The sequence below is a fragment of the Mesorhizobium sp. WSM4307 genome, assembly GCF_007003945.1.
Lineage (GTDB): Bacteria > Pseudomonadota > Alphaproteobacteria > Rhizobiales > Rhizobiaceae > Mesorhizobium.
In genome coordinates this window covers 417,981-432,299 of sequence record NZ_VFTB01000002.1, presented here as the reverse complement: position 1 = coordinate 432,299, position 14,319 = coordinate 417,981, and the positions used below count along the sequence as shown (strand labels likewise).

The following is a 14,319-nucleotide window of genomic DNA, read 5'->3' as shown; positions in this document are numbered from 1 at the left end:
GCCCCGTCCCTCTGCCCCTGAGCGCATTTGTTGCGCCGCAGCAAGCTAATGCCATCCGCCCGGCAAATTCAACCGATTCGGATCGTGTCCTGTGTCGCTCGCGCCTTGCGCCCCCCGACGGGATCCCGACCTTGATTCCTACACAGGCCTTCACCATTTCATTGGCGTGCGGCCCGCACCCTATGTCGGGCCTTGTTACGAGGAAATGACATGAACGCGCGCGTTCTTGACGGCGAAATCATCAACACCCGGCTTGACGATGCCCGGGCCTATGAAGGCGTGCGCACACGGCGCATCCTGGCCTTCGTGCTCGACTACATCATCGTTGCTCTGCTCACCGTTCCCTTCGCCATACTGGTGTTCTTCCTCGGGCTTTTGACCCTCGGTCTCGGCTGGATGCTGTTCGGCGTCCTGGTGCCGGCCGTCGCCATCCTCTACATCTGGAACACGCTGGGCAGCGCCGACCAGGCGACCACGGGCATGAAGATGATGGGTATCCGCCTCGATCGTCTCGACGGGCGGCCGATCGACGGCCTGACCGCGGTCGTCCATTCCGTGCTGTTCTGGGCGGGCAACGTCATCCTGTCGCCGCTGGTCCTGCTGGTGACCTTGTTCTCCGACCGCAAGCGCACGCTGCACGACCTTTTGCTTGGCACGGTGGTCAGCCGCACCGACCGTTAAGGGCGTTTTTCGGGAGCGCTTCTGCCTTGTCGGCGCAAATGTGAAGGCGTTCGCATGCCTGCGCCTTCACAATCCTGTTGAATTTTTCGCTTTCCGCGCCAAAGGTAGAGCGACTCGAAGGAGCGTTTCCAAGACGTAAATGACGCAGCATCCGATCCAGTCGCCGCAGTTTTTCCTGACAGCGCCGTCGCCGTGCCCCTATCTCGACGGCCAGTTCGAGCGCAAGGTGTTCACGCACCTGGTCGGCGACAAGGCGTCGGAGATGAACGACCTGTTGACGCAAGGCGGGTTCCGGCGCTCACAGAACATCGCCTACCGCCCGGCCTGCGAGACCTGCCGCGCCTGCGTTTCGGTGCGCATCCTCGCCCAGGAATTCACCGCCAGCCGCAACATGAAGCGTGTGCTGCAGCACAATTCCGACCTCGTCGGCGCCATGCACAATGCCGAGCCCTCGACGGAACAATATTCGCTGTTCCGCAGCTATCTCGATGCCCGCCACCGTCGCGGCGGCATGTCCGACATGACGGTGCTCGACTATGCCATGATGGTCGAGGATACCCATGTCGACACCAAGGTGATCGAGTACCGGCGGCGTGGGCCCGACACCTTCATCACCGGCAAGGGTCAGGGCGAACTCATCGCGGTGGCGCTCACCGACAAAATGGCCGACGGCCTGTCGATGGTCTATTCCTACTTCAATCCCGATTTCGAGGAGCGTTCGCTCGGCACGTTCATGATCCTCGATCACATCGCCCGCGCCAGGGCGATGGGCCTGCCCCATGTCTACCTCGGCTACTGGGTCAACGGCTCTCGCAAGATGAATTATAAGATGCGCTTCATGCCGCAGGAGCATCTCGGCCCCAAGGGCTGGGAGCGCTACACCAACGAAGCGGTTTCACGCTGAGTTTATCCACGATCCGCGCTTAAACGGTTTCAAGGCAGGGGATGCTGGTCTTTCAGCCGGTCGGCTGGAGAGAGTGCGCCATTGCACCGGTCAGCCCTCGGCCTGCATTTCATTGCGAAAGTTCCTGCATGTCCTCTCACAACCACCACCAGAAGGGCCTCTTGATAACCGCCATTGGCGGGCTGACACTGACCGTCGACATTCCGCTGATCCGCCTCGCCGATGGCGGCGCATGGACGATCCTCATGTTGCGCACCGGCACCACTTTCATGGCTGCCTTGGTCATCTCGGCAGTCTGGCGCTCGCTGAGCAAGAACGCGCCGCAACTCATTCCGGGCTGGACAGGACTCGTCGTCGCCGCGTTCTACGGGCTTGGCTCGATCGCCTTCATCACCGGCGTCTTCAATACCTCGACGGCCAATCTCGTCTTCATCCTGGCTTTCACCACCATGTTCTCCGCGCTGCTGTCATGGCTGTTCCTGAAGGAGCGGCCGCGGCCTGCGACGCTCGCCGCGCTGGCGCTGATGATCTTCGGCGTGGCCATCATCGTCGGCGATTCGATCGGCGCGGGACATCTCTTCGGCGACCTGATGGCGCTGTGTTCGGCCTTCTGCATCGCTTCGGCCATCACCATCTCGCGCGCCAGCGGCAAGGACATGGGTTTCACGGCTCTGATCGGCGTCATCCTGCCGCTTATCGTTGCGGTGTTCATGGTCTCGAAGACCGGCTTTCACGTGAACGCGCCCTGGTGGATCATCTTCAACGGCGCCGTCATCATGCCGATCTCGTTCTTCTGCCTCGCCGCCGGGCCGAAATACATTTCGGGGCCGGAAGTGGCGATGTTCTATCTGCTCGAAACCGTGCTGGCGCCGGTCTGGGTGTGGATGATCTTTGCCGAGACACCGACCCGCAACAGTCTGATCGGTGGCGCGATCCTGATCGTCACGCTGGTCGCCCATTCGCTCTGGCAACTGCATGACGGCCGTAGGCAGCGGGGTGACCTTGCGGTGCACCATCCGGTCTGACTTGTAATTGATGTGCCGGCGCAAGTCGCGTTTCGGGATCAGGCGCTGGCTTTCTTCGCCACGCCGGGTTCCGGCAGGATTTCGATCTGCGGCGGCCCGCCTTCGATTTCGGCCGCCGAGTCGGCGGTCAACTCGTCGACCAGTTCCACCTCGCGCAGCCACTCGCGCCAGATGGCGACCAGCAGCGCCATCAGCACCGGGCCGATGAACAGGCCGAGGAACCCCATCGTCTTGACGCCGCCGATCAGGCCGAAAAAGGTCGGCAGGAAGGGCAGCTTTATCGGCCCGCCGACGAGCTTCGGGCGCAGTGTCTTGTCGACGATGAACAGTTCGACCGCGCCCCACAGGAACAGCGCCAGACCGGCCATGGGCGAGCCGCTGGCGGCCAGATAAATCGAGACAAGGGTGAAGGACAAAGGCGCCCCGCCGGGGATGAGCGCCATGACGCCGGTCAGGGCGCCAAGCGTCACCGGCGACGGCACGCCAGCCAGCCAGTAGGCGATGCCCAGCACCAGCCCCTCGCCGATGGCGATCACGGTCATGCCGGTCACCGTCGAGGAAATGGTCGCCGGGACGACTCGCGAAATCCGCTCCCATCGCGTCGGCAGGATGCGTTCGCCCAGGCGATCGACCTGGCCGGCAAAATGCTCGCCGTCGCGATAGGCGAAGAACAGGGCGATCATCATGAACAGCAGCGTCAGGAGCAGCCCAAACGCACTGCCGCCGGCGGCGAGCGCGCCGCGATAGATGCTGCCTATGTTTGCGCCGCTGATCAGCTGGATCAGTTCACCAATGCCGCCGGGATGACCAAAATTGGTCGTCCATTGCTCGTTCAGCCAGTCGCCTACGACAGGCATGGTCGCGATCCAGTGCGGCGTCACGGCCCCATGCCGATTGGTCTCGATCGCCCAGCCGACCCACTCGCGCACCTCGTTGATGGCGTAGGTGCCGGCGAGCGCGATCGGTATCACCAGGAAGGCGAGGATGAACAGGATGGCCAGAGTGGCGGCGATAGTGCGGTTGCCGCCGACACCAGCCAGCAGCCGCTGGTAAAGCGGCCAGCTGGCGAAAGCGATGACAAGTGCCGCCAGCACCGGGAACAGGAAACCGTGGAAGAAATAGACGCCGGCGGCGACGATCAGCACCAGCAGCCAGCGCGCCGCCGACAGCGGCGGAATGACGGCCGACCGCAGCGGCGTCGACAGGCCGAACAGGCGCTGCTGCCGTTCCGGTTTCTGGATCCTGGATTCTTTCAAACGCCCGTCTCTCCCAAACACCTTTCCCCGTTATGCACTGATATAGTGCAGCAATCGTGACGATACTCCAAATGCCCTGGAATCGGCCCCCTTGAGGGAGGTGGCCGGCAGGCCAGAGGGGTTGCCGCGCGTAAAGCGCCAGCGTTCTCTGCTCAAAGTATTAGGTCGCGTCCGGTCGAAGCCGGAGGCCGGTCCGGTCGAACCGACCCCTCTGTCGCCTTTGGCGACGTCTCCCCTCGAGGGGGAGAGCAGCTACCCGAACTTGCCCGTCCTCGGGAAACCCTTCGGCACCATGCGGCCGGCCGATGCCCGGGCGCCGATCCATTCGGCCAGTTCCTCGCGCGACCTCGTGAAGGTGCGGTCGGCCGAATCCTGCCAGGACAGGCCCGTCTCCAAGCTGAACGGCTTGAGATCGAGCAGGCCGCCATCCTTGTATTTCTGCAGCCGCACGCCCTTGCCGCGGCCCATCTCGGGAATTTCCGAAAGCGCGAACACCAGCATTTTCCGGTTCTCGCCGACGATGGCGAGGTGATCGCCGGTGACCGGCACGCAACGCTTGGCCTCGTCCGGCGCCTTGACGTTCATCACTTGCTTGCCCTTGCGGGTGTTGGCGACCACTTCCTCCTCCGGCACGATGAAGCCATTGGCGTCATATGAGGCCAGCAGCAGCTTGCGCTTCGGATCGTGGACGAAGGCGGTGACGATGTCCTGGTCATTGTCCATGTCGACGATGATGCGGATCGGCTCGCCATGGCCGCGCCCGCCGGGCAGCCGGTCGGCGCCGATTGTGTAGAACTTGCCGCCGGTGGTGAAGACCAGCACCTTGTCGGTGGTCTGCGCGTGGAAGGCGAGCTTGAGGCTGTCGCCTTCCTTGAAGGTCAGCGTCGAAAGGTCGGCCAGATGCCCCTTCATCGCCCGCAGCCAGCCTTTTTCCGAAACCACCACGGTGACCGGCTCGCGCTCGATCATGGCGTGCGCGATGTCGGTCAGGTCGTGCTCGGGTGCATCGGCGAACTGGGTGCGGCGCTTGCCGAGTTCGGTCTCCGGGCCGAACTTGTCACGGATGTTGGTGACTTCCCACTTGATCGTCGACCATTGCTTGGCATCGGACGCCAGCAGCGCCTCGATCTGCTTCTTCTCGGCGCTCAGGCCATCGAATTCCTTGCGGATCTCGAATTCTTCCAGCTTGCGCAAGGCGCGCAGGCGCATGTTGAGGATGGCCTCGGCCTGGTTGTCGGTGAGCGACCAGCGGGCCATCATCACCTGCTTGGGCTCATCCTCCTCGCGGATGATCTTGATCACCTCGTCGATGTTGAGATAGGCGATCAGGTAGCCGGCAAGGATCTCCAGCCGTCTTTCGATCTCGCCCAGGCGATGTTTCGAGCGGCGGATCAGAACGTCGCGGCGGTGGTCGAGCCATTCCTGCAGCACGCCCTTCAGCGACAGCACGTTGGGCACCTTGCCGCGCGACAGCACATTCATGTTGAGGGGGAAACGGCTTTCAAGCTCGGTGAGTTTGAACAGCGATTCCATCAGGATGCCCGGATCGACGGAACGGCTCTTCGGTACCAGCACGACGCGGATATCCTCGGCGCTTTCGTCCCTAATGTCCTCGAGCAGCGGCAGTTTGCGGGCCATCAGCAGTTCGGCGATCTTCTCGATCAGCCGCGCCTTCTGCACGCCATAGGGGATTTCGGTGACGACAATGCTCCAGGTGCCCCTGCCCTGGTCCTCCTGGCTCCATTTCGAGCGCACACGAAAACCGCCGCGGCCGGTCTCGTAGGCCTCGAGAATGGAGGCGCGGCTGTCGATGATGATGCCGCCGGTCGGGAAATCCGGACCCTGGACGAAATCCATCAGCTTCGACACCGGCGCATCGCGATGCTCGATCAGGTGCAATGCGGCGTCGCAAAGCTCGGCCGCATTGTGCGGCGGGATCGATGTCGCCATGCCGACCGCGATGCCGGACGAGCCGTTTGCCAAGAGGTTCGGGAAGGCGCCGGGGAGCACCACCGGCTCCTCGTCCTCTTCATTGTAGGTCGGCCGATAGTCGACGGCATCCTCGGTGATGCCGGACAACAGTTCGGTCGCCACATCGGTCATGCGCGCTTCGGTGTAGCGCATGGCGGCAGCGTTATCGCCGTCGATGTTGCCGAAATTACCCTGCCCGTCGACCAAGGGATAGCGCATCGAAAAATCCTGCGCCAACCGCACCAGCGCGTCGTAGATCGACTGGTCGCCATGAGGGTGGAACTTACCCATGACCTCGCCGACGATGCGGGCGCATTTGGCAAAACCCTGGTCGGGGTTGAGCCTGAGCAGCCGCATGGCGTGCATGATGCGGCGATGGACCGGCTTCAGCCCGTCGCGGACGTCGGGCAGCGCCCGGTGCATGATGGTCGACAGCGCATAGGCCAGATAGCGCTCTTCCAGCGCCTTCTTCAGATCGACCGGTTCAATGTGATCGCCACCGCCATCTTGAGGCGGCAAAAGCCTTTTTCCCATGGGCTGGAACTAGCCGAGCGGGCGATTCGCGGCAAGAGGCCGACAGATATACCCGCCGTTCTGCAACATGAAACCGTATGCCTGGGGATGTCGACCAACATCAGCCTGTTACATCAGGCCTTTATGGCCAAGCGTGATGATATCGGGCAACCGGCTCTTCATGACAAATTCACCGGTTTGCGCCAAGACGGTGGGATCGAGTTTGCCTTTCACCGTGATTTTCGACCATGGTACCGGGACACGCCTTTTTCCCGTCCAGTTCGTCACGGAATGGTGATGGCGCGAAGAATTGAAAAACAATTTCAGGACACTCTCAGGGACCTTGCGATGACAATCAAACGCTCAACTCTCCGGAAATTCGCTCTTTCGACCTTCTTGTTCACACTGCCGCTGAACGCGGCCCTTGCCCAGGATGCCGCAGTTGCCGACCGGCTGAAGGCCGCGCTGGCTGCCCAGGGCGTCAACATCTCCTGGACCGGGGTGACCGGCGACAACACCAGCATGGTGCTGCAGGGCGTTGCGATCAAGCCGGCCGCGGAAAAGGAAGCCCTCACCATCGGCGACGTCAAACTCGAGAACGTGACCGCGGCCAATGGTGGATTCGATATCGGCACCGTCTCGACCTCGGCCTTCGAGCACGCCAAGGACGGCGTCACCCTCAACCTCAGCCCCTTCGTCATCCATGACATGGTGGTTCCGGCCGATGGCGCCACCGGCCCGCTGGGCTCGCTGATGATGTACAAATCCGCCGAACTCGCCAACATGACGGTCAAGGTCGCCGACAAGACCGCCTTCTCGATGGATGGGCTTGCCATCCAGATCACGCCGCCCGCGGACGGCAAGGCGATGGAATTCACCGGCAATACGGAAAAATTCACGGCCGATCTCTCTTTGGTCGACGACCCCAAGTCCAAGGAAGTCATCGATGCGCTGGGCTACCAGAACATTTCGGGCAATCTCGCAATGGCTGGCACCTGGCAGCCCTCGGACGGCAAGATGGAACTGTCGAAATACGACATCTCCGTCGAGAATGCCGGCACGCTCGGCATGACCTTCGACCTCGGCGGCTACACGATCGACTTCATCAAGTCGCTGCAGGAAATGCAGAAGAAGATGGCCGCGCAGCCTGAAGGCGCGGACAATTCGGCGCAAGGCATGGCCATGCTCGGCCTGTTGCAGCAGCTGTCGTTCAACGGCGCCTCGATCCGTTTCGACGACGATTCGCTGACCGGCAAGGTGCTGGAATATGTCGGCAAGCAGCAAGGCATGTCGGCCAAGGACATCGCCAACCAGGCCAAGGCGATCGTGCCCTTCGGCATGGCGCAGCTCAACAATCCGGAACTGACGGCGCAGGTGACCGCGGCGGTCAGCAAATATCTCGACGACCCGAAGAGCCTCGAAATCTCGGCCGAGCCGCCGGCCTCGGTGCCGTTCGCGCTGATCATGGCCGGCGCCATGTCCAACCCGCTCGACCTGCCGAAGACGCTCGGCATCAGCGTCAAGGCGAACGAAGACTGATCGAACGGCCTCAGAATACAAAAATAGCCCGGCAGCGATGCCGGGCTATTTTTTTTGGATTATCGAGTCGAAAGAATCGGTTCTGGCGGGTTTTTAAAGTACCGCCCGAACCTCGCCATCAGGCGTCCTTCCTGGTCGGGGCGACACGCAGTGCCAGTTCGCGAAGCTGCTGCGGGCTTGCTTCCGACGGCGCGCTCATCAACAGGTCGTAGGCCTGCTGGTTCATCGGGAACATGGTGATCTCGCGCAGGTTCTTGGCACCGACCAGCAGCATGACGACGCGGTCGACGCCGGCCGCCATGCCGCCATGCGGCGGCGCGCCATACTGGAAGGCGCGATAGAGGCCGCCGAAGCGCTCCTCGACGGTGGCACGGTCCAGTCCGACCGTCTCGAACGCCTTGACCATGGTTTCGGGCAGATGGTTACGGATGCCGCCTGATGCAATCTCGAAACCGTTGCAGACCATGTCGTACTGGAAGGCCTTGATGCCGAGCAGGTCCTCGCCGTTCAGCGCATCGATACCGCCCTGCGGCATCGAGAACGGGTTGTGGGCGAAGTCGATCTTCTTCTCCTCCTCGTTCCATTCGAAAAACGGGAAGTCGACGATCCAGCACAATTCGAAGCGCTCGCGGTCGACGAGATTCAGTTCCTCACCGGCGCGCGTGCGGGCCGCACCAGCGAAAGAAACGAACTTCTTGGGATCACCGGCAACGAAGAAGGCGGCGTCGCCATCGGCAAGGCCGAGCTGCTGGCGGATCGCCTCGGTGCGCTCCTCGCCGATGTTCTTGGCAAGCGGACCGGCGCCTTCGAGCTTGTCGCCCTCCTTGCGCCAGAAGATGTAGCCCAGCCCCGGCTGGCCCTCGCCTTGCGCCCAGGAGTTCATGCGGTCGCAGAAGGCGCGGCTGCCGCCGGTCTTGGCAGGAATGCCCCACACCTCGGCCTTCGGGTCGTTGGCCAGGATGTTGGCGAACACCTTGAAGCCGGAATCGCGGAAATGATCGGAGACGGCCTGCATTTCGATCGGGTTGCGCAGGTCTGGCTTGTCGGAGCCGTATTTGCGCATAGCGACATCGTAGGGAATGCGCTGGAACTTCTGCGTCACCGGCTTGCCGTTGGCGAAGGTCTCGAAGACGCCCCGCATCACCGGTTCCATGGTCGACAGCACGTCGTCCTGTTCGACAAAGCTCATTTCCAGGTCGAGCTGGTAGAATTCGCCCGGCAGACGGTCGGCGCGCGGGTCCTCGTCGCGGAAGCACGGCGCGATCTGGAAATAGCGGTCGAAGCCCGACACCATGATCAGCTGCTTGTACTGCTGCGGCGCCTGCGGCAGCGCGTAGAACGTGCCAGGATGGATGCGCGACGGCACCAGGAAGTCGCGCGCCCCCTCGGGCGACGAAGCCGTCAGGATCGGCGTCGAGAATTCGGTGAAGCCGACATCGTTCATGCGCTTGCGCATCTCGGCGATGATTTTTGTGCGCGCCACGATGTTCTTGTGCAGCGTGTCGCGGCGCAGGTCGAGGAAGCGGTACTTCAGCCTGATGTCCTCGGGATAGTCCGGCTCGCCGAACACCGGCAGCGGCAATTCCTTGGCCGCCGACAGCACCTCGATCTCGCGGGCGAAGATTTCGATCTCGCCGGTCGGCAGGTTGGCGTTGGTGGTCTCGGGCAAGCGCGCCTTGACCTCGCCGTCGACGCGGATGACCCACTCGCCGCGCACGGTCTCGGCGACCTTGAAGGCCGGCGAATCGGGATCGGCGACGATCTGGGTCAGGCCATAGTGGTCGCGCAGGTCGATGAACAGCAGGCCGCCATGGTCGCGCACGCGATGCACCCAGCCCGACAGGCGAACGGAAGAGCCGACGTCGCTCTTTCTCAACTGGGCACAGGTATGGCTGCGGTAACGGTGCATTGTCATTGGTAAAGTCCGGGGTGCTGGGTGGCAGGCCAAAGCATCGAAGCCCGGCCCAAAATTTGCGCGAAAAGCGCATGGGAGGCCGGATTTGTCAAGGCAAGGAGACGTTGGGCCGTATCCAGGTTCGACCGTCAGGGCTCAAGTCTTTGCCGGCCTCCACGCATTGCCGCTGGACGTGTTTCCTGAGACAACGCCTCTATCAAGCGATCTGGTATGAAGCGACCTGGAGACGCCCAGTGCCAAAACGCACTCTCCCGCCGGGCATTGGGCCACACAATGGCCGCGAGCTGGAACTGATGCTTCAGGGCGACAAGCCAATGGCCTTGTTCCAGGCCGAACCGGGCATGGACACCGAAGATATTGGGGACGCCGTCGCACATGCTGCATCGCTGAAACTGCTAAATTCCAGCATGGATTGAACGACTGCGTCCCAAGCCGGGACGAATTCGCCATGGAATGCAACGGCCTGCCCCCTCAATGCCGGCCTAGATTTGCCGCTGGCATTGACGAGGGTAATGGTTCAAGAAGGGATCACCGATACGTGATCGCCTTTTCATGTCCTCCATCCGCCCGCTGATCCCGCTTCTTCTCGCCGCAGGCATCCTGCTCGGCGGCAATGGGCTGCAAAGCACGCTGATCGCACTGCGCGGCGCGCAGGAGGGGTTTTCCGCTTCCGACATTGGCCTGATGGGCACCTTCTATTTCGCCGGCTTCCTGCTCGGCTGCCTGGCCATTACCCGCATCATGAAGGCGGTCGGCCATATCAGGGCGTTTTCGGCGCTGGCCGCCATTGCATCGGTCGGCACTCTGCTGTTGGTGCTGGTGCTCGATCCGGTGATGTGGTGCGCCGTGCGCTTTGCCGGCGGCTTCTGCTTCGCCGGGCTGTTCACCATCGTCGAAAGCTGGCTGAATTCCGGCGTTACCAACAAGGATCGCGCCCGCGTGCTGGCGATCTACCGGATGGTCGACACCGGCTCGGTGACATCGGCCCAGTTCCTGATCCCGGTCTTCGGCGCCGGCGGCTTCACCATCTTCGCCATCATGTCGATCATGATAACGCTGTCGCTGGTGCCGGTCTCGCTCGGCGACCGCTCCAACCCGACACCGCCGGAGGAGGTCAAGCTCGACCTGGCGCGCGTCTGGCGCATTTCGCCGCTCGGCTGCTTCGGCTGCATCGCAGTCGGCGTCACCAACAGCGCATTTCGCACGCTGTCGCCGGTCTATGCCGAACAGATCGGCATGTCGGTCGCCGATGTCGTAACCTTCGTCAGCGTCGGCATTTTCGGCGGCGCCATCATCCAGTATCCGCTCGGCTACCTCTCCGACCGCTGGGACCGGCGCCGGGTGCTGTTGCTGACGACCTGCTGCGCGATGCTTTCAGCCCTGGCGCTGGTGTTCATCGCCGGCAGCAATCCCCTGCTCAACTTCATCATCATCTTCATCTTCGGCTGTTTCGCCATGCCGCTTTATTCGCTGTCGGCGGCGCATTCCAACGACCGCGCCGGCACGGGCGAGTTCGTGCTGATCAATGCGGCGCTGATGCTCTTCTACTCCTTCGGCGCCATCGGCGGCCCTTTCGCCGCCTCGACAGTGATGCAGCATTTCGGGCCGAGCGCGCTGTTCGTTTTCAGCGCCACCGTCTATGCGATCTTCATCGCCGTCATCCTCTACCGGATGCAGGCACGCTCCGGCGTGCCCGTGGGCAAGCGCAGCCGCTTCATCGCGCTGTTGCGCACGTCGACCGTCTTCGCGCGGCTGGCCAGGCGCAATGGCGATGCCGATGGCCCGGGAAGCGCATGATGGCGGCGCCAAAGCTTGACGAAAGCCTTCCCGGCTGAAATCTAGGAAGACCTTACTCCTGCCAAAAGCGATTTGATGCACGTCATCACCACACAGAAAGAACTCGAGACCGTTCTCGCCGCTTTCGAAAAGTCGGATTTCGTTACCGTCGACACCGAGTTCATCCGCGAAACGACCTTCTGGCCGATCCTGTGCCTGATCCAGATGGCGGCGCCCGGCGTCACCGCGCTGATCGACCCGCTGTCGCCCGACATCAACCTCGCCCCGTTCTTCCGGCTGATGGCCAACGAGGCCGTGGTCAAGGTCTTCCATGCGGCGCGCCAGGACATCGAAATCATCGTCCATCTCGGCGATCTCGTGCCGCACCCGGTGTTCGACACGCAGGTCGCGGCCATGGTCTGCGGCTTCGGCGACAGCGTTTCCTACGATCAGCTCGTGCAGCGCATCACCGGCGCGCGGCTCGACAAGTCGTCGCGCTTCACCGACTGGCGCCACCGGCCGCTGTCCGAGAAGCAGCTCGATTACGCGCTCGCCGACGTCACCCATCTGATCGAGGTCTATCAGCATTTGAGCGCCGAACTGGCGCGGGAGAACCGTGCCCACTGGCTGAACGAAGAGATGGACGTCCTGACCTCGCGCGAGACCTACGATCCGCATCCCGAAGACGCCTGGAAGCGGCTGAAGATGCGGCTGCGCAAGCCGCAGGAACTGGCGATCGTGCAAGCCGTGGCGGCATGGCGCGAACGTGAGGCGCGCGAGCGCGACGTGCCGCGCGGCCGCGTGCTCAAGGACGACGCGATCTACGAGGTGGCGCAGCAGGCGCCGCGCGACACGGCTGCCCTCGCCAAGCTGCGCACGACGCCCAAGGGCTGGGAGCGCTCCTCGACGGCGACGGCCCTGCTTGGGGCGGTCAATACCGCGCTGGCCTTGCCCAAGGAGCAGATGCCGAAACTGCCGAAGAATTTCCAGCCGCCGGAAGGCTCGAGCGCCGCCGCGGAACTGTTGAAAGTGCTGCTCAGAATCGTCGCCGAAAAGCAGGGCGTGGCCTCGAAGGTGCTGGCCTCCAGCGACGACATCGACCGCATCGCCGCCGAAGGCGAGGACGCCGATGTGCCGGCACTGCAGGGCTGGCGGCGCGCCGTGTTCGGCGAAGCGGCGCTGAAGCTGGTGCGCGGCGAGATCGGGATAAAGTTCGACAAGCGTAAAATAGCGGTGTTCGACCTCTAGAGGCTTTCTAGCCGATGCGTTCGGATCAGGACGAGAACCGGCGATACGAAGCGATCGACGCATTGCGTGCGATTGCCGTGATGCTGGTTCTGATCTTCCACTATACGTCCCGCTTTCCCGCCGACTACATCGGGTTCGACCACCAGATGACGCTGCCATGGCAAGGGATAGTTGGCGTCTTTCTCTTTTTCATTATCAGCGGCTACTGCATCGCGATGACAGCAGAGCGGTCTGGAACCGTGTGGATGTTCTGGCTGCAGAGATTTACGCGGCTGGAGCCCGCGCTCATCGCCTGTATCTCGATCACGCTTGTCGTGGTTGCGGCTCTGGGTCTTCCGGGTAGGGAGGTTTCAGCGCTCGACGGACTGAAAAACGCAAGCTGGGTAACCCTGTTCGCTCCAACGCCGCTTGTCGACGGCGCCTACTGGTCACTGCTTGCGGAAGCAAAATTCTACTTCGTGTTCGGCCTCATCTTCTATCTCTGGCCAAATCGCGTTCTCGTCCTTTTCACCGGCTTTACCGTTCTGGGCGCAATTGCACAGTTTTCAGGGTTGTGGAGAGACCATCAGGCTCTGATTTACCCCTTCAAGGGCGTCGCCATGCCGTATTTTCTGTTCCCCTACAGCCTCTTCTTCTTGATGGGCATCGCGGCGAGGCGATCGACCCGAACTGTGCAGACGGTCGTGACAGCCGGATGCCTGGTGGTTGTTGTCAAGCTGTGGGGCGGTTCAGCATTCAGTGCCTGGGTGATCGCGCTTTCAATTCTTGGGGTCATCGGCGTCCAGCTGCGCGATATCAAGATCTGGCGAAGCGTGAGTTACATCGGCTTGATCAGCTATCCTCTGTATCTTCTGCACCAGAATGTCGGTGTCGCGATCATACGATGGCTGGCTCCGTGGATCGCCTCCCCGTATCTTCGGATCGGCATAGCGTTCTGCACCGTGGTCGCCCTTGCAGCATTCGTCGCGTGGGCGGTCGAGCATAGATTTCGGCGGAGGATCGAAATCCATGCGGCGCGCTTGATGTCGAGGGCCGCAACCCCCGCATGACCCTGCCTCAGACGATGTCGAGCAAATGCAGCGCAAACCAGATCCAGGCCAGCGCCAGCACCACCGCACCGGCGAAGAAAGAGCGGCTGCGCAGCCGCAGATTGTTGCTGGTCAGGTGAACCCAGGCATGAAAATAACGCGTCAGGACGAAAATCCACGCCAGCGCCAAGGTCAGATAGTTGACCCCGTTGGTGACGTGGAGCGTCACGCACAGCACATAGAAAAGCACCGGCAGTTCGAACTGATTGCAGAGATTGGCGGCAACGGTGATGCTGGACGCCGGCTCGGTCGAGCGGGCCTTGTACTGTCCGACCTCGGCCTCACCTGATCTGATTGCGCCATTTCTGCGGCGCCCCAATACGCCGTAGACGATGTAGACCAGAGCCACATGCGCCAGAACGGGCCAGAAGATCGTCGTCTGGTTCATGATATTTCCCCTGCC

Annotated in this window: 12 protein-coding genes; 8 read left to right on the top strand and 4 right to left on the bottom strand. The window is 62.3% G+C overall.

Annotated features, from left to right (window positions below; genetic code table 11):
• The first annotated feature begins 210 nt into the window (after nucleotides 1-210).
• The 3 genes from FJV83_RS05685 (at nucleotide 211) to FJV83_RS05675 (ending at nucleotide 2,610) form a co-directional block, all read left to right on the top strand.
• On the top strand, nucleotides 211-681 hold the full coding sequence (locus FJV83_RS05685; protein WP_142884765.1) for an RDD family protein: 471 nt from the start codon (nucleotides 211-213) through the stop codon (nucleotides 679-681).
• A gap of 139 nt (nucleotides 682-820) precedes the next feature.
• Nucleotides 821-1,585, top strand: coding sequence for an arginyltransferase (locus FJV83_RS05680; RefSeq protein WP_142884766.1), 765 nt, complete (start codon nucleotides 821-823; stop codon nucleotides 1,583-1,585).
• Between the two features lie 128 nt (nucleotides 1,586-1,713).
• A complete protein-coding gene (locus tag FJV83_RS05675) occupies nucleotides 1,714-2,610 on the top strand; it encodes a DMT family transporter (RefSeq protein WP_142884767.1) in 897 nt (298 codons plus the stop codon).
• Between the two features lie 38 nt (nucleotides 2,611-2,648).
• On the opposite strand, the gene FJV83_RS05670 is transcribed toward FJV83_RS05675, so the two are convergent.
• A complete protein-coding gene (locus FJV83_RS05670) occupies nucleotides 2,649-3,866 on the bottom strand; it encodes an AI-2E family transporter (protein WP_095770461.1) in 1,218 nt (405 codons plus the stop codon).
• Between the two features lie 252 nt (nucleotides 3,867-4,118).
• On the bottom strand, nucleotides 4,119-6,371 hold the full coding sequence (gene parC / locus FJV83_RS05665; protein ID WP_095770462.1) for a DNA topoisomerase IV subunit A: 2,253 nt from the start codon (nucleotides 6,369-6,371) through the stop codon (nucleotides 4,119-4,121).
• 327 nt (nucleotides 6,372-6,698) lie between these two features.
• Between parC and FJV83_RS05660 the strand changes: the two genes are divergently transcribed.
• Nucleotides 6,699-7,889 carry a hypothetical protein gene (locus tag FJV83_RS05660; protein WP_095770464.1) on the top strand — a complete coding sequence of 397 codons (1,191 nt, stop codon included), beginning with the start codon at nucleotides 6,699-6,701 and terminating at the stop codon, nucleotides 7,887-7,889.
• Nucleotides 7,890-8,007: 118 nt separating this feature from the next.
• Here the strand turns inward: FJV83_RS05660 and aspS are convergent, their stop codons facing one another.
• On the bottom strand, nucleotides 8,008-9,798 hold the full coding sequence (gene aspS / locus FJV83_RS05655) for an aspartate--tRNA ligase (protein WP_179295939.1): 1,791 nt from the start codon (nucleotides 9,796-9,798) through the stop codon (nucleotides 8,008-8,010).
• Between the two features lie 239 nt (nucleotides 9,799-10,037).
• On the opposite strand from aspS, the gene FJV83_RS05650 reads away from it, so the two are divergent.
• The 4 genes from FJV83_RS05650 (at nucleotide 10,038) to FJV83_RS05635 (ending at nucleotide 13,877) form a co-directional block, all read left to right on the top strand.
• Nucleotides 10,038-10,220 carry a hypothetical protein gene (locus tag FJV83_RS05650; RefSeq protein WP_245438043.1) on the top strand — a complete coding sequence of 61 codons (183 nt, stop codon included), beginning with the start codon at nucleotides 10,038-10,040 and terminating at the stop codon, nucleotides 10,218-10,220.
• A 136-nt stretch (nucleotides 10,221-10,356) separates the two neighbouring features.
• The gene (locus tag FJV83_RS05645; RefSeq protein ID WP_142884768.1) at nucleotides 10,357-11,601 is read left to right on the top strand and encodes an MFS transporter; all 1,245 of its coding nucleotides are present in this window, start codon (nucleotides 10,357-10,359) and stop codon (nucleotides 11,599-11,601) included.
• Between the two features lie 75 nt (nucleotides 11,602-11,676).
• Nucleotides 11,677-12,828, top strand: a complete 1,152-nt coding sequence (gene rnd, locus FJV83_RS05640) for a ribonuclease D (protein WP_095770467.1) — start codon at nucleotides 11,677-11,679, stop codon at nucleotides 12,826-12,828.
• Between the two features lie 14 nt (nucleotides 12,829-12,842).
• The gene (locus FJV83_RS05635) at nucleotides 12,843-13,877 is read left to right on the top strand and encodes an acyltransferase (RefSeq protein ID WP_095788419.1); all 1,035 of its coding nucleotides are present in this window, start codon (nucleotides 12,843-12,845) and stop codon (nucleotides 13,875-13,877) included.
• A gap of 7 nt (nucleotides 13,878-13,884) precedes the next feature.
• On the opposite strand, the gene FJV83_RS05630 is transcribed toward FJV83_RS05635, so the two are convergent.
• Entirely contained in the window at nucleotides 13,885-14,304 is a 420-nt protein-coding gene (locus tag FJV83_RS05630; protein WP_142884769.1) for an MAPEG family protein, read from the bottom strand.
• Nucleotides 14,305-14,319: the final 15 nt, after the last annotated feature.